20 protein-coding genes and 1 tRNA gene are annotated in these 21,195 nt (G+C 62.8%); 8 read left to right on the top strand and 13 right to left on the bottom strand.

Going from position 1 to position 21,195, the window contains the following annotated elements; all coding sequences use genetic code 11:
* The first annotated feature begins 4 nt into the window (after positions 1-4).
* Genes KBY57_RS13130 through KBY57_RS13120 form a run of 3 tightly spaced genes read left to right on the top strand, consistent with a single transcriptional unit; the run spans position 5 to position 3,191 of the window.
* Positions 5-1,072 carry a glycosyltransferase gene (locus KBY57_RS13130; protein WP_254996333.1) on the top strand — a complete coding sequence of 356 codons (1,068 nt, stop codon included), beginning with the start codon at positions 5-7 and terminating at the stop codon, positions 1,070-1,072.
* The gene (locus tag KBY57_RS13125; RefSeq protein ID WP_254996332.1) at positions 1,072-2,319 is read left to right on the top strand and encodes an exo-alpha-sialidase; all 1,248 of its coding nucleotides are present in this window, start codon (positions 1,072-1,074) and stop codon (positions 2,317-2,319) included. The genes KBY57_RS13130 and KBY57_RS13125 overlap by 1 nt, the downstream gene beginning before the upstream one ends.
* Complete coding sequence (locus KBY57_RS13120) at positions 2,319-3,191, top strand: hypothetical protein (protein WP_254996331.1); 873 nt, start codon at positions 2,319-2,321, stop codon at positions 3,189-3,191. Before KBY57_RS13125 ends, KBY57_RS13120 begins: the two co-directional genes overlap by 1 nt.
* A gap of 60 nt (positions 3,192-3,251) precedes the next feature.
* On the opposite strand, the gene KBY57_RS13115 is transcribed toward KBY57_RS13120, so the two are convergent.
* Together KBY57_RS13115 and KBY57_RS13110 are read right to left on the bottom strand one after the other, a co-directional pair.
* Entirely contained in the window at positions 3,252-4,412 is a 1,161-nt protein-coding gene (locus tag KBY57_RS13115; protein WP_254996329.1) for an acyltransferase family protein, read from the bottom strand.
* Positions 4,413-4,507: 95 nt separating this feature from the next.
* Entirely contained in the window at positions 4,508-5,263 is a 756-nt protein-coding gene (locus KBY57_RS13110) for a sulfotransferase domain-containing protein (RefSeq protein ID WP_254996328.1), read from the bottom strand.
* A gap of 397 nt (positions 5,264-5,660) precedes the next feature.
* Between KBY57_RS13110 and KBY57_RS13105 the strand changes: the two genes are divergently transcribed.
* Positions 5,661-5,732, top strand: a tRNA-Gly gene (locus KBY57_RS13105).
* Between the two features lie 111 nt (positions 5,733-5,843).
* Here KBY57_RS13105 and KBY57_RS13100 read toward each other — a convergent pair.
* Both KBY57_RS13100 and KBY57_RS13095 read right to left on the bottom strand, forming a co-directional pair.
* Positions 5,844-6,935 carry a hypothetical protein gene (locus KBY57_RS13100; protein WP_254996327.1) on the bottom strand — a complete coding sequence of 364 codons (1,092 nt, stop codon included), beginning with the start codon at positions 6,933-6,935 and terminating at the stop codon, positions 5,844-5,846.
* A 149-nt stretch (positions 6,936-7,084) separates the two neighbouring features.
* Positions 7,085-7,297, bottom strand: a complete 213-nt coding sequence (locus KBY57_RS13095; protein ID WP_254996326.1) for a hypothetical protein — start codon at positions 7,295-7,297, stop codon at positions 7,085-7,087.
* A gap of 635 nt (positions 7,298-7,932) precedes the next feature.
* On the opposite strand from KBY57_RS13095, the gene secA reads away from it, so the two are divergent.
* Positions 7,933-10,719, top strand: coding sequence for a preprotein translocase subunit SecA (gene secA / locus KBY57_RS13090; RefSeq protein ID WP_254996325.1), 2,787 nt, complete (start codon positions 7,933-7,935; stop codon positions 10,717-10,719).
* Here the strand turns inward: secA and KBY57_RS13085 are convergent.
* The 6 genes from KBY57_RS13085 to KBY57_RS13060 form a co-directional block, all read right to left on the bottom strand.
* A complete protein-coding gene (locus KBY57_RS13085; protein WP_254996322.1) occupies positions 10,716-12,167 on the bottom strand; it encodes an ABC transporter ATP-binding protein in 1,452 nt (483 codons plus the stop codon). The genes secA and KBY57_RS13085 overlap by 4 nt on opposite strands.
* Before the next feature lie 47 nt (positions 12,168-12,214).
* Entirely contained in the window at positions 12,215-13,036 is an 822-nt protein-coding gene (locus KBY57_RS13080) for an ABC transporter permease (RefSeq protein WP_254996321.1), read from the bottom strand.
* 2 nt (positions 13,037-13,038) lie between these two features.
* Positions 13,039-13,830 carry a serine O-acetyltransferase gene (gene cysE, locus KBY57_RS13075; RefSeq protein ID WP_254996318.1) on the bottom strand — a complete coding sequence of 264 codons (792 nt, stop codon included), beginning with the start codon at positions 13,828-13,830 and terminating at the stop codon, positions 13,039-13,041.
* Between the two features lie 26 nt (positions 13,831-13,856).
* Positions 13,857-14,249 carry a type II toxin-antitoxin system VapC family toxin gene (locus KBY57_RS13070; protein WP_254996317.1) on the bottom strand — a complete coding sequence of 131 codons (393 nt, stop codon included), beginning with the start codon at positions 14,247-14,249 and terminating at the stop codon, positions 13,857-13,859.
* An 8-nt stretch (positions 14,250-14,257) separates the two neighbouring features.
* Complete coding sequence (locus tag KBY57_RS13065) at positions 14,258-14,491, bottom strand: type II toxin-antitoxin system VapB family antitoxin (protein WP_409996457.1); 234 nt, start codon at positions 14,489-14,491, stop codon at positions 14,258-14,260.
* Between the two features lie 66 nt (positions 14,492-14,557).
* On the bottom strand, positions 14,558-15,547 hold the full coding sequence (locus KBY57_RS13060) for a GntR family transcriptional regulator (protein ID WP_254996347.1): 990 nt from the start codon (positions 15,545-15,547) through the stop codon (positions 14,558-14,560).
* Positions 15,548-15,764: 217 nt separating this feature from the next.
* Between KBY57_RS13060 and KBY57_RS13055 the strand changes: the two genes are divergently transcribed.
* The gene (locus KBY57_RS13055) at positions 15,765-16,535 is read left to right on the top strand and encodes a dienelactone hydrolase family protein (RefSeq protein WP_254996316.1); all 771 of its coding nucleotides are present in this window, start codon (positions 15,765-15,767) and stop codon (positions 16,533-16,535) included.
* On the opposite strand, the gene infC is transcribed toward KBY57_RS13055, so the two are convergent.
* On the bottom strand, positions 16,536-17,132 hold the full coding sequence (infC, locus tag KBY57_RS13050; protein ID WP_094559024.1) for a translation initiation factor IF-3: 597 nt from the start codon (positions 17,130-17,132) through the stop codon (positions 16,536-16,538).
* 35 nt (positions 17,133-17,167) lie between these two features.
* On the bottom strand, positions 17,168-18,103 hold the full coding sequence (gene miaA / locus KBY57_RS13045) for a tRNA (adenosine(37)-N6)-dimethylallyltransferase MiaA (RefSeq protein ID WP_254996315.1): 936 nt from the start codon (positions 18,101-18,103) through the stop codon (positions 17,168-17,170).
* Positions 18,104-18,243: 140 nt separating this feature from the next.
* On the opposite strand from miaA, the gene gyrB reads away from it, so the two are divergent.
* A complete protein-coding gene (gene gyrB / locus KBY57_RS13040; protein WP_254996314.1) occupies positions 18,244-20,214 on the top strand; it encodes a DNA topoisomerase (ATP-hydrolyzing) subunit B in 1,971 nt (656 codons plus the stop codon).
* Between the two features lie 13 nt (positions 20,215-20,227).
* Positions 20,228-20,536, top strand: coding sequence for an SH3 domain-containing protein (locus tag KBY57_RS13035; RefSeq protein WP_254996313.1), 309 nt, complete (start codon positions 20,228-20,230; stop codon positions 20,534-20,536).
* 160 nt (positions 20,537-20,696) lie between these two features.
* Here the strand turns inward: KBY57_RS13035 and KBY57_RS13030 are convergent, their stop codons facing one another.
* Positions 20,697-21,182, bottom strand: coding sequence for a glutathione peroxidase (locus KBY57_RS13030; RefSeq protein ID WP_254996312.1), 486 nt, complete (start codon positions 21,180-21,182; stop codon positions 20,697-20,699).
* Positions 21,183-21,195 lie beyond the last annotated feature (13 nt).

Here is a 21,195-nt window from a genome sequence, read left to right as displayed (position 1 = left end):
GGCCATGAGCCAGCCTGCCAGCACGTCTCCAATCCGCTCCCACTCCAGAACGCCCAGGCGTTATTGGCTGGCCCTCCATCCCGATGTGGCGCGGCCGATTGGAGGTGTCAAGCAGATGCATCGCTTCGCTGAGGCGCTCATCGCTGCTGGTCGCGAAGCCACCTTGATTCAGCAGTCCGCCGCTTTCCATCCCGGCTGGTTCAACAGTTCAGTGCCTGCTATCGGAGTGAGCGACTGGCAGGCACGCACGGATTTGACCCCACAGCGGGATGTGGTGGTGCTACCCGAAACATTCATGCCTGAGCTAAAGCGCTACGGCCCTGGCTTGCCCAAGGTGGTGTTCAACCAGAATGGTTCGTACAGCTTTGGCTTGGATCCCAGCAGGCTTTGCCTGCCTGCCCAGCAGCTGTTGGCCCTGTATCGCCACCCCAGCGTTGCGCAGGTGTTGTGTGTGTCGAAGCACGATGAGCAGCTCTTGTTGCAGGGCTTCGGGTTGGAGCGGTGTCGGGTGAGCCGGCTGGTGAACGGGATCGAAACCGAGCTCTTCCATCCCAACGGCCCAAAACGCAAGCAAATCGCCTACATGCCTCGCAAAAATGGCATGGATGCGGCTGTGGTGGAAGCCCTGTTGCGGGCCCAGCCCTGGTGGGAGGGCTGGCAGCTGGTGCCGATCCACAAGCAGCCCCAGGCTGAGGTGGCCCGCATCCTGCAGCAGAGCCTGGTATTTCTGGCGTTTGGCCATCCAGAAGGCTTTGGTTTGCCGCTGGCTGAAGCGATGGCTTGCGGCTGCGCTGTTGTGGGGTATTCAGGCTTGGGTGGTCAGGAGTTGTTGGCCCTTGGGGCCAAGCATGGCGTGGCTTTAGAGGTGGCCTATGGCCACTGGTTGGGCTTTGTGGAGGCTGTGGCTGCCTTTCATCGATCTCTGCAGAAGCAGCAACCAACCGTGATGGCGGCCTTGCTGGCGGCCTCCAAGGAGGTGCGCAACCAGTACAGCTCGGCCCTGATGCAGCACTGCGTTGCTGCAGCCCTGGCCCGTTGGGAGGCCCAACTGGACCTCCCAGTCCAGGCCTGATGGCATTCCCTCTCACCAGCGTTCGTGATCTGGCCAGTCAGGTGGAGTGGGGACAGCTCTGCATCACGCCGCTCGATCCGGGTATCTGGGCCCTGCTGGAGCCCGCCGGCTCCCAGAACCACGCCCCCCAGCTCTGCTGGGTCACCCCTGATCTCTTGGCCTGCGTGTGGATGGCTGGCGGCCAGGAGGGCACCTCTGGCATGGGGATTGTTTTGTCGCTCCTGGCCGCCAGCTCCGGCCGTTGGACTGAGCCCCAGCTGGTGTCGCAGGATCCCGCGCGCTCCGAGCAGAACCCGCTGCTGTACGTGGCCGGCGAGCATCTCCATCTGGTGCACACCGCCCAGCGCTCCCGCTCCCTCGATGAGCCCTTCTGGGAATCGGGCAGCAGCTTTTCGATGCAGTGGACCGCCCAGCTGCGCCACCAGAGCCTGCCCCTGGCCGCCCTTGATCCTGCCGACCCCGCCAGCTGGGGCCCAGGCGCCTGGAGCCGGGCCACCACCCTGCTGGAGCAGCCCGCCTTCTGCCGGCACCCACCCCTGCAGCGCGCTGATGGTCGCTGGCTGCTGCCGATCTACCGCAGCCTTGAAACCGGCGGCTCTTTCGGCCACGACCACTCCCAGGTGCTGCTGCTGGAGGCCGATGGGACGGCCGTGGCCAGTGCCCTGGACGAGGAGCTGCCTAGTGTTGACCCGATCACGGTGCCGGAGAGCACCGGCCGCGTGCACGGCTCAATCGTGCCCAGCGCCGATGGCAGCGGTTTGCTCCAGTTTTTCCGCTCGCGCCTGGCGGATCGCATGTATCTCTCCCGATCTGGCCCCGAGGGGGAACAGTGGACTGCGCCCGAGCCGATCCAGCTGCCCAACAACAACAGCTCGATTCAGGCCCTGCGCTTGGCGAGTGGCCGGCTGGCGATGATTTACAACCGCTTCTGCTTCGAGCCCGATCCCGAATCCCCCCAACCCTGGGGCGAAGCCAACTGGCCCCGCACCCGCTGGCCCCTCTCGATCGCCCTCTCCACCGACGACGGCCAGACCTGGCCCTGGATCCGCGACATCGACACCGGCTTGGGCTTCTGCGGCAGCGCCAACTGGCAGCTCAACGGCCAGCTCGCTTACCCCACCATCCTGGAAGGCCAGCCCGGCGAACTCCACATCGCCTACTCCTGGGCCGGCCGCGCCGCTATCCGCTATCTCTGCCTCGAAGAAGACGAGATCCTGGGCGTGGTGCCAGCCCTGGAGGGCTCCTGATGCCGCCAGCGCCTTCCCAGGCTTCCCACTCGCGCTCGGCAGACTCGGTGCTGTTGCTCAGCCTCGATTCCTGTCGCTTTGACACTTTCGCAGCGGCCCACTGCGCCGGCACCATCCCCCATCTGGCCGCCATCGGCCCGTTGCACCGCGCTCTGGCCCCCAGCTACTTCACCTACGGCAGTCACGCCGCTTTCTGGATGGGCTTCACCCCGGGCGTGGTGGGCAGCAGCGAGCCCTGGCTCAACCCCAAGGCGGGCAAGCTGTTTCGGATGGCCTTCGCCGGCCACCCGGGCCGTGCGGGTGGCAGCGACGTTGAGGGGAGTTTTCTCCTGGAGGGCGGCAACCTGATCGAGGGCTTCCGCCGCCGTGGCTACCGCACCATCGGCAGCGGAGCCGTGGATTGGTTCGACACCGCTAGTGACACCGGCGCCGTGCTGGCTGCCCCCTTCGAGCGCTTCCACTTCGCCGGTGACACCTGGAGCCTGGGCCGCCAGCTGGCTTGGATTGAGGCTGAGCTGGCGGCCACCCCGGCCGAGCAGCCGGTGTTTGTGTTTTTGAACGTGGGCGAAACCCACGTGCCCTACTGGCATGAAGGGGCGCCCTGGGAGCGCTGGCCTAGCCCCTGTGTGCCCTTTGGCGGAGCTGTGTGCTCCGCCGCCGAGAGTCGCCGCCGTCAGCGGGATTGTCTGGAGTGGGCCGATGGTCAGTTGGCTCCACTGCTAGAGCGTTTTGCGGGCGGCACGATCTTGGCCTGTGCCGACCACGGCGACTGTTGGGGCGAAGACGGTCTCTGGGAGCACGGCATCAGCCACCCCGCCACCCTCACCGTGCCATTGCTGCTGCGTGTGCGCGGCTGCCCAATCGCTGCCTAGCTCCGCCCAGGCTTTGCGGCGCTGCCCCACGCGGAAGTGGGTCGTCGGCGAATCCGTTGGCTACACCGTTAGACGTTGGCGGAGCTTGATCCAGGGCCGCTCCAACACTTGATACGACAAATAGCCCAACGCCAGACTGAGCAAGAGGTAAAGCATGAAGAGTTCTCCACTGAGGCCAGGAGCTTGATTTTTCAGCTGCCGAGCCCACTGGAGCACAAGTACCTGGTGCAGCAAGTAGGTGGAGTAGCTGGCCGCCGCCGTAGTGCTGATCAAGCTGACCCATAGCCTGTTTTTTGTAAACGCTGCTGGCGGCACTGCTGCCACGGCAAGGACCAAGCCCGCCGCCACAATTCGGCTGATGCCATAGGCCATGCATGAATGGGTTAGGAGATCTGTTGATCTCTGCCCTTCCAAGAGGTATGGGGCACGCACAACGAAGCCGATCCAAGCAGTGATCGGCAGTAGCGCCACTCCCAGTAGCCAAGGGGTTCCAGCCATCGCCCCCGGGCGAGCGCTCTGGCCGCCTGCCCAGAGGCGGGCCAATCCGCCATAGGCGAGGGCGTCCACGTGCAGTACAGCTGAAAACTTCAATTGGTCCAGGCTGAAACCCTGGTTCACGGCCCAGGCTCGGCTGGCCAGGCCGATTCCGATTAACAGCAGCATCAAGCCCGTCAGAACTGCTCGCTCGGACAGGCCGACACCTCGCCATAGATGCCTATACCTCAGCAATGCTGCCGTCAGCAATGCCAGGAGTACGTAGCTCATCTCCTCCACCGCAAGCGACCAGTTGACCGCCAGCAAGGGGTCAACGCCATTGCTCAGCACGGGAAAGGTTCGCAGGAACAGAGCTTCCCGCAGCCAAACCTGAAAACGGATCTCCGCAGGCAGCATGAGGCTCAACAAGGCCAACATGATCCAGTACACGGGCATCGTGCGTAGGAAACGCTTCCAACAGAACACCCGCAGCCCGTGCCAGGAACCTCCAGCGAGAACAGCAACCAATTGGCTCACGATTAGATAGCCGCTCAACGCAAAGAACAGCTCAATGCCCCAATGGGCAGGGGCTAACCAGGGCTGGTCAAGCGCTGTGCCCCTTGGCAAGAGCACACGTCCGTGGGCGAACACCACCAACACGATGGCCGCAGCACGCACCACATCCAATCCGGGTAGCCAGGTTGCCGTTGCCGGGCCCATTGCTGAGAGTGATTGCTTCGCTGCCAATTAGCACCCTGCTCAGCACTGGATGAGGATTGCAGGCAGAGTTCAGGCTTGTCCAGTCAACCTGTCTGCTCGCCAGAGCAGTAGGTGCTCTGCAGCTACCAAGCCCAATCGAAGCCGTAGCGGTTGCGAATGGCCGCTGCGGTTGGCGCCAGTTTGACGCGCAGCTGGGCCCGGATTGCCGGGCTCACCGCCGCCGCTTCTCCCCGGCCCGCATTGGCCTGCTCCAGCGGTGTGGGCAGGGGTATCCGTGCTAGCCCCAGGAAGGTTTGGATCTGCTGCCAGATCCGCTCGGGCTCGGCAAACAGATCTTCGCTGCGCAGCACCAGCAGCTGCTGGGGGGTAAACAGCGCCTCGTAGCGCGCCAGCTGCAGCTCGTAGCGGCTGCGGGCCACGTAGCTGTGTTTCTGGTGGCTGTCGTCGCGGCTGCCGGCGGCCGCCAGGCGTTGCTCGGCCCCTGCCAGTCGCCCGGGCTCGGCTTCCAACGCTGCTTCCAGTTCCAGGGGCTCAAAGCCAAGGCGGTGGGCATGGAAATACTGTGAAAGGGCCCGCTCCACCGGGTCGCGTAGCAGCACCATCAGCCGCACCTCGGGCACCAGGGCATGGATTCGGCGGGGAGCTTCTGGATGAAACAGGTAGTAGGGCGTGATCTCCCCACACTGCTGTTCGGCAGTCGCGGCAGCGAACTGGGCCTCATACCAGGTGACCCCCTGGCTGCTGTGCAAGGTGAAGTAGTGCAGTTCCTTGCTGCCCGGCAGAAACACGTTGGGGTGGCGTGCCAGGGCCTTTTGCAGGCTTGTGGTGCCTCCTTTCTGCGTGCCAATGCCAAGAAAATCAGGGTGGCGGCCTGTCATGGTTCTGTCCGGCATCAGACCATGATTGCGATCCATGGTGGTTGCACCCCCCATTGGAGCTCGAGGCTGACTGGCCTTCCCAAGCGTGGCAGATGCCCCTGGCGCCCGGAGAAAGCCGGCGGGGCGGGGCAGGGTTTTGGCCCGTTTGGCTGCGCAAACCTGGCCCGCCCGTCGCCTGGTGGTGAGTGGTGATGGCCCTCCGCCAGGGGGCTGTGGGCTTATTGCAGCCGCTGGGTGTGGGGTTCCTCGCCCCTTACGAGCGACTCCCTCCGGGTGCGGCTGTTTGCCTGGCTGGTCAAGGAGCGCCGGAGATTTGACGCAGGGCAGCTCGATGGTGCAATATTTATGGGTAATCGATTCGTCGGTTGGTCGCAGGACTTTGGTTTTTGCGACATTTGCGGATGTAGCTCAGTGGTAGAGCATCTCCTTGCCAAGGAGAGGGTCGAGAGTTCGAATCTCTTCATCCGCTTTTTAAATTCGGCAACTTGTCAGCTCGTTGTTTCGCGCAATGGCATTGATCCTGAAAAGCTTGATCAAGCTAGGCCTCTGTTTAAAGATCGATTGAATTCTTGCTCTCTGCCTACCCGGCTTTGAACCAGCTGCTACTCATCAGCCAGGCTTCACCGGGTGGAAGAGCGCTCTCAAGGTAATAGCTTTTGTACAATTGTTTGAGTTTTAAGGGTAATTGATAGCGCCATGGGCCAAGAGGGTATTTCATCAGTATGGGGCGCATTCGCGCGCATCCTCTTTTGATCCATGCCCCAGGCTGCCGCTCGAGCCAGTTGCAAAATCGCAATAGGATGAGATTCAAGAGTGGCAATGGTGGATTTGAGCGTATTGTTTTTGCAGTTTCTTGTAGGGCTTTGTCGCAACCAAGCAAGGTCGCAACAGTGGCCGCTGAGGATCCTGCAACTAAGGTTTTTGGCGCATATCGATACACTTCAAGCGAAGTCTCCGATGTGGCTTTGATGGCTTCCATCCAGCGCCGCTCGAGATCAACTTGGTTTCCGAATAAATCTGCCAGGGGCGTGCCAGGCGCTGGAGGGTGTGGCGCTAGCCAGCCTTCATGCTGAATCGCTGTTGAATGGCGAGATTCAATCAAGGATGTTGGATCGCGCCGAAATAAAACGATGAGGATTGGACCAACTCCGGCTTCACGGAGAGCGCTGAATAGTCGCTTAATTTCCCTGCTGTGTGTCAGACGGCTAGACGCAAGTTCTGTGCTCAAGAGCAGGGCGCGCTGATCAGCGTTGCGAGCCTGGGTCACTTCGTCACGTAGTCGCTCTAGAATTTCTCCTTGGAGTCGCAGCAAATCTTGGTTGGTGCAAATACCGCGACGGCTGGTTCCATCATCTCTTCGTTCGGGATCGTAACCAAGAAAGGAGACTTCTCGATGATTAAGAAGCCCTAGGGTTTTGGGTACATGCCAGCCTCTCTTGGCGAGAGCCGGACGCTCTTTCGCTAGCCAAACTTGGATTGCTGTTGAGCCGGTCTTTTCCATTCCGATGTGTAAAATCGTCGGCAGACCGTAAGTTTTGAGATGGCAGCAACTCTCCAGCCAAAGACGCCAATGTCCTTCCTGTTGAATAAGCATCGCAACTAAATCTTTGAGAAAAATTGGGCTGAATGGGAATGAGTTGATTTGTAATGGGTCGCTGCCGCCTGCGGGCAAGAGCTAGCAAGCTGCTTCACCAGCCAACCTCTGGCCGTTTCCTGCCAAATCCTGAGGGTGTCTCTATTTGAACCAGGATGCTGTCGCCCAAGGATAAATTCCTGGCAGCACTCCCTAGAGCAGAGCTGAAACCTTGCTCATGGCTAGCTTTAATCACCATGCACTTGCCAATCAAGATTCGCAACACCCGCGACTGAATCGGTCCGTTGCGGACAGATCCAGTTAATTAGATTATCATTATGCAGGTTGAAATCCATTCCCTCTCCTGGCCCTCCGCTGACCCGCGTCTTGCGGAGCAGCAGGCTGCTGTGTTTTCCCATTTCGACCTGCCGATTCGCCAGCATCGGTTGCAGGTTGATCATGGTTGTTGGATCGATGCCCTGCTCAAGGGATCCCAGGCTGAAGTGCTATTGGTCGTGGACAACGATTGCGTCCCCCTCAGCCGTCAGGCTGTGCTGGAAGCCGTGTCCTACGCAGGTCAACATCAGAGTTTGCTTGGTCTGGCCCAAGCCTCCAACCATATCCAGGGCGGTCGCCACATCTTTGCCGCTCCTGCATTCCTGGCGATTTCCCGAAGCGCCTGGCATCGGCTCGGCTGCCCCAGCTGCCGCCCCACTGTCCGCGGAGACGTGGCCGAGGAGCTCAGCTGGCGCGCCGAGGAGCATGGTTTGGCCTATCGCGCTTGGTAGCCCACCTGTTACCACCATCCCAGCCCAGAGGGGCTTTGGCGCCTCGGCCACTACGGTCACTACGGCATCGGCAGTGTTTTTGCTGATCGCGTGTTCCATCTCTACCAGGGCCGCTTTGCCCATCACGTGGATTTGTTCGTGCAGGTGTGTGAAAGGGTCTGTGCCGGCACATTCACCACAGCCGGGCTTCGCTCCTGTGTGGGAGTGGAGTCGTAGGGCTCTGAAGACCTGGTGTGTACTCAGGCCTTGCCGTTAGCCCGTTTGGCCCGCCTCAGTAGGCTGCTCCCAGCACTGATCGGCCCCTTTCCATGCTCAAGCTCCTGCTGGGTGACCCCAATGCCCGCAAGCTGAAGCGCTACCAGCCGATCGTTTCCGACATCAATCTGCTCGAGGAGGAGATCGCCCCCCTCTCCGACGACGAGCTGCGGGGCCTCACCGGCGAATTCCGCCAGAAGCTGGAGCAGGTGGCCGGCAACCCTGCCAAGGAGCGGGCCCTGCTCGATGAGCTGCTGCCCCAGGCCTTTGCCGTGGTGCGCGAAGCCGGCAAGCGGGTGCTGGGCATGCGCCACTTCGATGTGCAGCTGATCGGCGGCATGGTGCTGCACGACGGCCAGATCGCCGAGATGAAAACCGGCGAGGGCAAAACCCTCGTGGCCACCCTGCCGGCCTACCTCAACGCCCTCACCGGCCGCGGCGTGCACGTGGTGACGGTGAACGACTACCTGGCCCGGCGCGACGCCGAGTGGATGGGCCAGGTGCACCGCTTCCTGGGGCTCTCGGTGGGTCTGATCCAGCAGGAGATGGACCCGGCCACGCGCCGCGCCAACTACGCCTGCGACATCACCTACGCCACCAACAGCGAGCTGGGCTTCGACTACCTGCGCGACAACATGGCCAGCGACATCGCCGAGGTGGTGCAGCGCGCGCCCAACTTCTGCGTGATCGACGAAGTCGACTCGATCCTGGTGGATGAGGCCCGCACGCCGCTGATCATCTCCGGCCAGATCGAGCGCCCCCAGGAGAAGTACCGCCGCGCCGCCGAGGTGGCCGACGCCCTCGAGCGCGCCGCCGAGATGGGCAAAGACGGCATCGATCCCGAGGGCGACTACGAGGTCGACGAGAAGCAGCGCAATGTGACCCTCACCGACGAGGGATATGCCAAGGCCGAGGCGATGCTGGGCGTGAGCGATCTGTTCGACCCCGCCGACCCCTGGGCCCACTTCATCACCAACGCCCTCAAGGCCAAGGAGCTGTTCACCAAAGATGTGAACTACATCGTGCGCAGCGGCGATGCGGTGATCGTCGATGAGTTCACCGGTCGGGTGATGCCGGGCCGCCGTTGGAGCGATGGCCTGCACCAGGCGATCGAGGCCAAGGAGCAGCTGGAGATCCAGCCCGAAACCCAAACGCTCGCCTCGATCACTTACCAAAACTTCTTCCTGCTCTACCCGCGCCTGGCCGGCATGACTGGCACCGCCAAAACCGAGGAGGTGGAGTTCGAGAAGACCTACAAGCTCGAAGTCACGATCGTGCCCACCAACCGGGTGCGCTCCCGCTCCGACTGGACCGATCAGGTGTACAAAACCGAAACCGCCAAGTGGCGCGCCGTGGCCCTGGAAACCGCCGAGGTGCACCAGAGCGGCCGGCCGGTGCTGGTGGGCACCACCAGCGTGGAGAAATCGGAGCTGCTCTCCGCCCTATTGGCCGAGCAGGAGATTCCCCACAACCTGCTCAACGCCAAGCCGGAAAACGTCGAGCGGGAGGCCGAGATCGTGGCCCAGGCGGGCCGCGCTGGTGCCGTCACCATCGCCACCAACATGGCCGGCCGCGGCACCGACATCATCCTCGGCGGCAACAGCGATTACATGGCGCGCCTCAAGCTGCGCGAGATCCTGCTGCCCAAGCTGGTGCGGCCCGAAAACGAGCACCGGCCGATTCCGTCGGCCAAGGCCAGCCGTGACGCCCGGGCTCTGGGCAGCCTTTACCCCTGCACCCTCACAGAAGGGACCGAGAAGGCCCTCAGCCAGTTGGCTAAAGCCCTCGTGGCGGCCTGGGGCGACCGCAGCCTCACCCTGCTGGAGCTCGACGACCGCATCGCCCAGGCGGCCGAAAAAGCCCCCACCGACGACCCCCAGATCCAGGCCCTGCGCGATTGCATCGCCCAGGTGAAGGACGAATACGACGCCGTGGTGAAGCAAAACGAGCAGCAGGTGCGCGAAGCCGGCGGCCTGCACGTGATCGGCACCGAGCGCCACGAATCGCGCCGCGTCGACAACCAGCTGCGCGGCCGAGCCGGTCGCCAGGGCGACCCCGGCTCCACCCGCTTCTTCCTGTCGCTGGAAGACAACCTGCTGCGCATTTTCGGTGGCGACCGCGTCGCCGGGCTGATGAATGCCTTCCGGGTGGAGGAGGACATGCCGATCGAGTCGGGCATGCTCACCCGCTCCCTCGAAGGGGCTCAGAAGAAGGTGGAAACGTACTACTACGACATCCGCAAGCAGGTGTTCGAATACGACGAGGTGATGAACAACCAGCGCAAGGCCGTCTACACCGAGCGCCGTCGCGTGCTCGAGGGCCGCGAGCTCAAAGCCCAGGTGATCGGCTACGGCGAACGCACGGTGGACGACATCGTGGAGGCTTACGTGAACCCCGAGTTACCGCCCGAGGAGTGGGACCTCACCCGTCTGGTGGACAAAACCAAGGAGTTCATCTACCTGCTGGAAGATCTCACCCCGGATCAGCTCCAGGGCCTGGGGGTGGAGGAGCTCAAGGCCTTCCTGCAGGAGCAGCTGCGCAACGCCTACGACATCAAGGAGGGCCAGATCGAGCAGCAGCGGCCCGGGCTGATGCGCGAAGCCGAGCGCTACTTCATCCTCCAGCAGATCGACACCCTCTGGCGCGAGCACCTCCAGGCGATGGATGCCCTGCGTGAATCGGTGGGCCTGCGCGGCTACGGCCAGAAGGACCCGTTGATCGAATACAAAAACGAGGGCTACGATATGTTCCTCGAGATGATGACCCAGATGCGCCGCAACGTGATCTACTCGATGTTCATGTTCCAGCCGGCGCCGGCTCCCCAGGGGGCGACGGCCTAAACATCAAGTCCGTCGATTTGACCCTGTTGGGAGCTTAGGGAGCAGACCCCAAGAGGCGTTGCTGAGTTGCAATCGAGGATTCGAATGGCACGGAAATCGATAACGCGATGAACGAATTTTTTCCCTTCTGCCGCGAATACTACTAGCGCCCCGCTGATTAAATAAACTCCAGGCCAAAAGCCGCCTTTAAAGGCGTAGCGCGCTTTCCATTGTGTGTTTGGCGGGATAGTCAAAATATAACCACCAGGCTTTGGCCCCATGTTGGCAGGTATTGATTGTCCGCTGATGCCTAGCCCCGTATGGCTTGCGACATAGCAGGACATGGCTGCATGCACTAGCTCTTCACTGGACTTGTAGCAAATAACGATCGAAAAATCTTCGCCGAATGGCAGAGTATTCACTTTTTCGCCCTTCAGGTTCTCAGCCCACGCATCCTGAATCTCTCCGCCATGGCTCGGGTAAATTTCCGTAGACTGAGGCTTGAGCCCTGGGTCGTATGAGGCACCTGCAATCAGTTGATTCTTGTCACTATCAGCATCGGCTTTGGCGGGATGGCTGTCAGTGGGGCTTGGGTTGTTGATTTCTCTGTTGCGATCGGCTGATTCATGCTCTTCCTTGAGTGCGGCATGGTTGCCCTGTTCAAAAATAGCATCCCATTTAGAGTCATCTGCATTCAAGAGACGCTGGTAAAAGACAATGATTCTGGCTGGGTCGCCGATTAGCTTGGCCTGACCTTTGTGAAGAAGAAGTGCTTCGTCACAGTGCTGCATGATCTGCACATTGCTGTGGGTAACAAGCAAAATCGAGGTACCCTGTTCTTTTAGGCGCTCAAGATGTGCATAGCATTTCTTCTGAAATAGTTCGTCGCCCACCGCTAAGGCTTCGTCGACCACGAGGACATCGGGATTGATATGTGCTTGCACGGCAAAGGCAAGACGTACAGCCATTCCACTGGAATAGGTCTTGACCGGTTGATGCACGAAGTCTCCGATGTCTGCAAAGCTAAGAATCTGATCTAGTTTTGTTTCTATTTCGGTGCGGCGAAGGCCGAGTAGCGCTGCATTTAGGTACACATTTTCTAGCCCGCTGAATTCCGGATTGAATCCGCTTCCCAGTTCCAGTAGTGCTCCCACGCGGCCCCTCACCTGTGCGACCCCGGTGGTCGGTTGGAGGGTGCCGCATATCAGTTGCAGAAGGGTGCTTTTGCCTGAGCCATTGCGACCGACAACACCCAGGGTTTGACCTCTCTGCACCTCAAAGCTCAGCTGCTTTAGGGCCCAGAACTCCCGGTAATAGGTTGCTTGAGTGCTGCCAAGACCAGTTTTGCCCCAAAGGGCTTGTAGCATGCGATCGCGGGGGTGCTTGTAGATGCGATAGCACTTGCTCAGGTTTTGAACCTGGATAGCTGGGCATTCAATCTCTTGGGCATCATTGGCGTGCGCAGTCATGGCTTCAACGTATTGTTGATGATGAAATATACGGCTTAAAGTTGTTATTAAAGAACATCTGCGAAGCCCCTTCTGGCTTTCTGAAACGCCCTGTAAGTGACTTCGCAGCTGAGGAGTCCAATGAGGATACTTCCAGCTACATAGCTCGCTTGGGGAGGAAAACCAGCAATAGCCACCCTGCGTGTTTGTTCGATCACCAGAGCAAGTGGATTGAGCTGCAGCAGTGGCTGCCATTCGATTGGGAGTGCGCTGAGGGGATAAAACACCGCGCTTAGGAACATCAGTAGATTTGTCAGTACGCCCATCACCTGGTCGAGATCACGTAAAAACACTCCAGTAGCGGAAAGAAGCCAGCTCAGTGAGAGGCATCCGCACACAAGCGGCAGCCACACCACTGGCAGCCATAGCAGCGTGCTCGGCACCCCAATGGTCCCGCCTGCAGCTAATCCATTGACCAGCTGAAAGGCAATCAGTACCACCAGGCTTGTAGACGCGTGAAAGAGCGCAGCCGATACTGCTACTGCCGGCAAGATCTCCAGAGGAAAGATTACCTTGGTCACCAAGTTTGTATTGGCAAGTATTAAGTTTGGGGCTTTTGATGCTGTTTCCGCGAACAGGTTGAAAACAATCAGGCCGGCAAACAGGTTGATCGCAAACACCAGCGGCCCGCTCTGCTGCAGGTCACCCCAGCGGGCTTGAAACACCTGTGAAAACACAAAGGTGTACACCGCTAACATCAGCAATGGGGTGATCAGGCTCCAACCCCAGCCGAGCATCGAGCCGCGGTAGCGGCCCTGCACTTCGCGTCGGCTGAGTTGCCACCAGAGTTCCCGTTGGCGCCACAGGGCTCTGGGGAAGGTCAGCGCCAATCTCATGCTTGCGAACCTCCGCCACTGCCACTGCTACCGCCAGTGCCACCGCCCCCGTCGCCCAGGAATTCCAAGATCTCCCGGTCCTTGAGACTCTGGGATTCGCCGCGGCAGGTTTCCATGAGCGGCCGGCCAGCTGCCAGCTCCCGCAGGCAGGCCTGGGTGCGGGCGAGCTCATTTTCCAGGGAATCGATGCGCTCCATCAGGTTGCGAATCACCCCCGCTTCCGCATCGGGCAGGGCGGAGTGGGCCAAGGGATCGATGCGCACGCCGCTCTGGTGGATCACCCGGCCGGGAATGCCCACCACGGTGCTGTCGGCCGCCACGTCGCGCAGCAGCACCGATCCGGCGCCGATGCGGGTGTTGGCCCCCACGGTGATCGCGCCCAGCACCTTGGCGCCGGCCCCCACCACCACGTTTTCCAGCAGCGTCGGGTGGCGTTTGCCGTGGGCCTTGCCCGTGCCCCCCAGGGTCACCCCCTGATACAGCAGGCAGCGGTTGGCGATCACGGCCGTTTCACCGATCACCACGCCCATGCCGTGGTCGATGAACACCCCTTCGCCGATCCGGGCCCCCGGGTGAATCTCCACGCCGGTGAGCAGGCGGCTCACCTGGCTCAGGGCGCGGCCCGCCAGGGGCGCCAGTGGCAGGCGTGAGCGCCACAGGCGGTGGCTGATGCGGTGCAGGCACAGGGCGTGGAAGCCCGGGTAACAGAGCAGGATCTCGAGCGTGCCCCGTGCCGCCGGATCGCGCTCCTTGATGATCGCCAGGTCGGCGCGCAGGGCCTTCAACATGGAGCCATCCTGCCCGAGTGCTTCAGTCACACCTTTGCAACGTCGACATCCGTCAGCCCAAAGTCGTTGCCCTTGAACAGGAGCGGCATGTTGAGGGCTTTGGCAAGGCCATAGCTGAAGCAGTCGCCCAGATTCAGCCCGGCCGGGTGACGACCCTTGCCAAAGTCTCGCCAGCCTCTGAAGGCCCAGGTGAGGTGCTGCTGATCAAAGGCCACCACTTGGATGTCCAGCGCTCCGCAAAGGGCTGTCACGGTTTCGTGGCCTGCTCCGAAGCGGCTTCCTTCTGCGACCAGAAAGGTCTCCAGCTGGGTTGCCGACGACATCAGCAGCACGGGAGCGTCGACCATCAGCTCACTGAAGCGATCCGCTTCCGGTTCCCTGAACAGAACGGCGAGCAAGGCTGAGGTATCGATCACCATGCGTTGTTTCAGGCCGGCAGCCCGTGGCTGTCGTAGAGCGAATCCTGCAACTCGCGAGCAGAACGTGGATCGTGGGCAGGCCGCTGGCAAAAGCTGGCCTGAATTCGCCTCACGGCTTCCAATTTCGTGGCGCGAAGGTTGGCAGGCCCCGGCGCTGCTTCTCTGGCGAGTTCTGCTGCCAGGGCTTGGCGCACGGCGTCGGTGACGCTGCTGCCCCGCTTTGCAGCCAGCTCTCGTGCCATGGCATGAACCTTGGGGTCTTTGATGTTCATGCCCATGCTGACGCCGGGGTAGAAATATTTTTAATTCTACCCCGCCAGTAGCCCGATTTCCTTGCGCAGGCCGTCGATGGTGGCGGCTCCCAGGTAGCTCTGGGCGCAGTGCACCACAGGCATCCGCATCAGCTGGGAGCGGTTCTGTCGCAGGCTCTGCTCCACCAGCGGCAGGCTGGGGCGGTCGCAGAGCACGTGACTGGCGGCCCGCAGCAGGGCCAGCAGCCGGCTGCCGGTGTCGGGGTTGGCGGTCATCACCAGCAGCTCGTTGCCGCGCATGCTGTGCAAGATCACCTCCGCGGCACGCAGGATGCCCGGGCTGATGCTCACCAGGCCCACGCAGCTGCCCTGACGCAGCTCCTTGAGCAGGTCGAGTTCGTGGCGGAAATCGTTGAGGTCCACCGCCACCGCGCGCACGCCGTGGAGCTTGGCGATCTCCTCCACCGGCTGCAGGAAGTAGCGGCTGGTCACCACCGTGCCGTTGTTGGATTCGGTGAGCACCGCCGCCAGCTCCTCCATTGGCACCACTTCCACCGGCACCTGCAGATTGGGGGTGAGCTCCTCGGCGATCAGGTGCGAGGCGCCGAGGTCTTCCCGGGGGGTGCTGACCAGCACCCGGGCGCCGCAGCGCAGCCGCCAGTCGATCTCGCGGGTGAGCAGATCGCGGCTCTGCTGCAGGGTGCAGCCGGCATTCAGCAGCCCATCCACGCTCTGACGCACCTGGCGGTCAATGTCGGGCAGCGAGCGGCCGCGGGGCCCCGGTGGTGGCTTGATCTCCTTGGGCTTCTGCTGGTCGCGCACGTAAATGCCCGAACCGGCCATCGCCTCCACGACGCCGTCGGTTTCCAGCTGGCGGTACACCTTGCTGATCGTGTTGCGGTGCAGGCCGGTTTGCATCGCCAGCTGCCGGGTGCTGGGCAATCGGTGCCCCGGCGGGTAGTGACGGGCCGCAATGGCAAAGCAGATCTGGTTGTAGAGCTGCGTGGAGGCCGGAATGTCGCTTTCCTGCTGAATGTGGAATCGCACGCCGGGGTTTGGGCCAATTGGGCTGGTGGCCACCATAAGGAGCATCTGCCCTGGGGACAATCCCCCCGTTGGCATACGCGCGTGTGCCGGTTGGCTCCCTATGGCGGTTGCGTTGACCTGGGTTGACGTGCTGTGTGGGATCGGCACTCCGGAAATCTGTACAAGCTGTACAACTCTCTGAACGCGCCGGCAACAGCCCGTACCCCGCCCCCAGCCCATGTCGAAGTCCCCAGCCCCGTCCGCAGCAGATCTCCCCGCGCCGGCAGGCCCCGTGCAGGCTGGCTGGCAACAGCTCTCGCCCCAGCTGCGCGGCTGGTGGGCCCGGCCGCCGGTGGATCGGGCGCCACGGGCGGCGGTGCTGGTGCTGCCGGAGGTGTTTGGGGTGAATGGCTGGGTGCGCAGCGTGGCGGAGCGGCTGGCGGGTCACGGCTACGCGGCGCTGGCGCTGCCGATTTTTTCCCGCACTGCCCCCGATCTGGATGTGGGCTACGACGCCGCAGGCCTGGAGGAGGGCCGCCGCCACCGCGACCAGCTCACCGCCGCCCAGTTTCTCGACGACGCCCGCACCGCCATCGCCTGGCTCCAGGCGCAGCCGGGCCTGGAGCAGCGGCCGGTGGGTTGCGTTGGCTTCTGCTTTGGCGGTCACCTGGCCCTGTTGGCGGCCACCCTGCCTGAGGTGGTGGCCACCTGCGATTTCTATGGCGCCCGGGTGTCCACCGATCGCCCCGGTGGCGGGCCGCCCACCCTTGCTGTGATGCCGCAGATCAGCGGCAAGCTGCTGTGCTTCTGCGGCGACCACGACCCGCTGATGCCACCCAAGGAGCTGGCCGCGATCCGCGCCGCCCTGGCGTCAGCCGGCCAGCCGCCCCTGATCATGGCCGCCGGGGCCGGCCATGGCTTCATGTGCGAAGCCCGCGCCGATTTTCACCCCGCGGCGGCGGCCGAGGGGTGGAGCCAGATGCTGGCGCTATTTGAAGATCGGCTCTAGTTATTCCGCAGCGGCGCTCGCTGGGGCCTTGCCATTGCCCTTGGGGGCGGCGGCCTTGCGGGGGCTCAGGAACATGATCATGTTGCGGCCCTCCCGCTTGGGGGGCTGCTGGATCTCGGCGTTGTCTTCCAGGTCTTTGGCCATGCGCATCAGCAGCACCTCGGCCAGGGCGGTGTGCTGGATCTCGCGGCCGCGGAAGATCACGGTGCACTTCACCTTGTCGCCGTCTTTGAGGAAGCGCTGCGCCTGGCCGATCCGCACCTGGTAATCGTGCGAATCGATCTTGTAGCGCATCTTCACCTCCTTAACTTCCGTCTGGTGCGACTTCTTCTTAGCCTCCTTGGCCTTCTTCTCCTGCTCAAACTTGTATTTGCCGTAGTCCATGATCCGGCACACCGGCGGATCGGCCTTTTCGCTCACCAGCACCAGGTCGAGCTCGCGATCTTTGGCCACCTCCAGCGCCGCTTCTCGGGTGATCACCCCCAGTTGACTGCCGTCGGCATCCACCACCCGCAAATTGGGGTAGCTGATGCGGTCGTTGATGTTGGGCAGCTCCCGCACGGGAGCACGGCGGTCAAAACGGGGACGGGGAGGCATTCAGGGGTGTGAAGGATCGCGAAATCGCTAACGCTTCACCCTAGACCGCGCGCGACCTCTTGGTAGGCCTGGCTCAATTGTTCTTCAGGGCTGCGGCCCTCCAGCCAGATGGGCGCGTGCCGCCGCCGGAACCAGGTGCGCTGCCGTTTGGCGAACTGGCGGGTGCGCTGCTCGGTGAGCGCGATGGCGTCGGCTTCGCTGAGGGCCCCCGTCAGCCGCTGCCGCGCTTCGGCGTAGCCGATCGTGTCGAGCAGGGGCAGCTCCGCCCCGTAGCGCCCGATCAGCGCTTCGGTTTCGGCCACCAGCCCATCGCCGTAGAGGGCCCGGGTGCGGGCGGCGATGCGGGCTTTGAGATCCACCGGATTGAGGCCCAGCTCCAGCACCCGCCAGGGCGGCGGCGTGGCTCCCTGCTGGCTGGAGAGGGGCTGCCCGGTGGCATAGAGCACCTCCAGAGCCCGCTGGGTGCGCACGGCATCGGCGGCGGCGATGCGGCCGGCGGCGGTGGGGTCGCCCTGGCGCAGCAGCTGGTGGCAGAGGGGCTGGCCGAGGGCCGCCAGCTGGGCCCGCAGCTGGGGCTGGGGCGGCACCGCCGGCGGCTCCATGCCCTGGGTGATCGCCTGCAGGTAGAGGCCGCTACCGCCCGCGAGGAGCGCCACGGGTGGCCCGCTCGCCCGTGGGCGGGCCAGCTCGGCATTGAGTTGGGCTTCCGCGACGGCCCGGAATTCCTGCAAGTTGATTGGTTGATCCGGATCGCGCAGATCCAGCAGCTCATGGCGGGCCTGGGCCTGCTGGGCGGCCGTGGGCTTGGCGGTGCCCACATCCATGGAGCGGTATAGCTGGCGCGAATCCACGTTCAACACCGCCAGATCCAGGGCGCGGGCCAGGGCGATCGCCAGGTCGGTTTTGCCGCTGGCGGTGGGGCCCAGCAACACGATCACCAGTGGCTGACGGGGTGGCTGAGTGGGGCTCATGGGTCCACCTTGCCAGGGGGTGCCCCGCCGGGTTGGCGGTGGTAAATTGCCTTTCGTGAAGGGCTTTTGAGTCTGTTTCACGCCTTACTTGCCCCGGGATCTCGCCGTCCTGTGCCGATTCCCTGGGGAAACCTTCCTGCATGAGCGCTGAAAGCCAAGCTTCCACCAAAATTCAGGCCGCCTATGGCGCCGAGCAGATCCAGGTTTTGGAAGGCCTGGAGCCGGTGCGCAAACGCCCGGGCATGTACATCGGCTCCACCGGGCCCCGGGGTCTGCACCACCTGGTGTACGAGGTGGTTGACAACGCCGTGGATGAGGCCCTGGCCGGCCACTGCGACCAGATCCTGGTGGTGCTCAACGACAACGGCTCCTGCGCCGTCACCGACAACGGCCGCGGCATCCCCACCGACATCCACCCCCGCACCGGCAAGAGCGCCCTGGAAACGGTGCTCACCGTGCTGCACGCCGGCGGCAAGTTCGGCTCCGGCGGCTACAAGGTGTCCGGCGGCCTGCACGGCGTCGGTGTGTCGGTGGTCAACGCCCTCTCCGAGTGGGTGGAGGTCACCGTCTACCGCCAAAACCAGGTGCACACCCAGCGCTTCGAGCGCGGTGCGCCGATCGGCATCCTGCAATCCGCCCCCGGTGAGCAGGGCCGCACCGGCACCTCGGTTTGCTTCAAGCCGGATATCGAGATTTTCTCCACCGGCATCGAGTTCGACTACCAGACTCTCTCCTCGCGCCTGCGGGAGCTGGCCTACCTCAATGGCGGTGTGCGCATCGTCTTCCGCGACGACCGTGCTTCAGCCCGCAATGCCGCCGGTGAGTGCCACGAAGAGATCTACTTCTACGAAGGCGGCATCCGGGAATACGTTGCCTACATGAATGCGGAGAAGGATCCGCTGCATCCGGAAATCATCTACGTCAACCGCGAAAAGGACGGCGTGCAGGTGGAGGCGGCACTGCAGTGGTGTGTGGATGCCTACTCCGACAGCATCCTGGGCTTTGCCAACAACATCCGCACCGTGGATGGCGGCACCCATATCGAGGGCCTGAAAACGGTGCTCACCCGCACCCTCAACACCTTCGCCAAAAAGCGCGGCAAGCGCAAAGACGCCGACACCAACCTTGCTGGTGAAAACATCCGCGAGGGCCTCACCGCCGTGCTGTCGGTGAAGGTGCCGGATCCTGAATTTGAGGGTCAAACCAAAACCAAGCTCGGCAACACCGAGGTGCGCGGCATCGTTGATACCTTGGTGGGCGAAGCGCTCAGCGAATACCTGGAATTCAACCCCTCGGTGATCGACCTGATCCTCGAGAAGGCGATCCAGGCCTTCAATGCCGCTGAGGCTGCCCGCCGGGCTCGCGAGCTGGTGCGCCGCAAGAGCGTGCTGGAGAGCTCCACCCTGCCGGGCAAACTGGCCGACTGCAGCTCCCGCGACCCCTCCGAATCAGAGATCTACATCGTGGAGGGCGACTCCGCTGGTGGCTCTGCCAAGCAGGGCCGCGATCGCCGCTTCCAGGCAATCCTGCCGCTGCGGGGAAAAATCCTCAACATCGAGAAAACCGACGACGCCAAGATCTACAAAAACACCGAGATTCAGGCGCTGATCACGGCCCTCGGCCTGGGTATCAAGGGCGAAGACTTCGACGAGAAGAATCTGCGCTACCACCGGATCGTGATCATGACCGACGCCGACGTGGACGGCGCCCACATCCGCACCCTGATCCTCACCTTCTTCTTCCGCTACCAGAAAGCGTTGGTGGAAGGCGGCTACATCTACATCGCCTGCCCTCCTCTCTACAAGGTGGAGCGCGGCAAAAACCACACCTACTGCTACAACGAAAACGACCTCAAGAAGACCATCGAGGGCTTCGGCGAGAAGGCCAACTACACGATCCAGCGCTTCAAGGGTTTGGGTGAAATGATGCCCCAACAGCTCTGGGAAACCACCATGGATCCCAGCACCCGCATGATGAAGCGTGTGGAAATCGAAGATGCCCTCGAAGCCGATCGCATCTTCACAATCCTGATGGGCGACAAAGTGGCCCCGCGCCGGGAATTCATCGAAACCCACAGCGCCAGCCTCGATTTGGCCCAGCTCGACATTTGATGCTGCTTTCCGCATGAGGCAGTCACCTGCCGCCTGGCGCTGGGCGGCCCTGCTCGGTTTTGCGTTGATCACTCCAGTGGCGCTCCCGGCGGGCGGCGCTGATCGCCGCTCGCCCGAGGTGCGGCGGCGCAACATGGGCGATCCTTTGCTTTCCACGGGGGCGATGGCGCTGCGCCTCGCCCCTGAGCAGCAGGCGCCGGCTCTTCAGGACCTGTCTGCCGATCAGCCGCTGCGGGTTTTGCGCAGCTGGCGGGGTGGATCTGGCCAGCGTTGGTTGCAGGTGCAGGCCGGCGATCGCCGTGGCTGGCTGGCGGCCGGCTGATCCTCCCGGGCGGAATGCCGGCTGGTGGGGTGGAAGGCTCGCTTTTGGCGCCGCCGTTCCCCACGGGAGCTCTCCCTAATTCTGTACAGCCCGTACAGAATTAGGGAGAGGTGTGAAGGAGGCCCCTCAACCTGCAGGGTCGCTCGCGCAGCGAACAGGTTCAGGCCGCAGCCAAAGCCGCTTCGATGGCGCTCTTCAGCTCAGCCGAATCGGGCTCCACGTTGCTCTTGAAGCGGGCCAGCACCGTGCCGTCTTTGCCGATCAGGAACTTCTCGAAGTTCCAGGCCACCGCTCCGGCTGGCTCGGCCTGGCTGAGGGTGGTGTAAGGCTCCTCGGCCATCGTCACCTTGTCGAGCAGGGTGAAGCTGGCGCCGTAGGTGGTGGAGCAGAACTGCTGGATCTCCGGCAGGCTGCCGGGCTCCTGGGCGCCGAAGTCGTTGCAGGGGAAGCCGAGCACCGCCAGGCCCTGGGGGCCGTAGGTGTCCTGGAGCACCTGCAGGCCGGCGTACTGGCGGGTGAAGCCGCAGCGGCTGGCCACATTCACGACCAGCAGCACTTTGCCGGCCCAATCGCCCAGGCTGCGTGCGCCCCCTTGGGCATCGCGCACGGTCACGGTGCTCACGTTCACATTGCTGGAGGGGGCCATTGGCACGGAAGAT

Source organism: Cyanobium sp. Aljojuca 7D2 (assembly GCF_024346415.1).
Taxonomy (GTDB): Bacteria; Cyanobacteriota; Cyanobacteriia; order PCC-6307; family Cyanobiaceae; genus Cyanobium_A.
The sequence above is the reverse complement of the archived record's forward strand: the minus strand, read 5'-3'. Positions and strand labels throughout refer to the sequence as shown.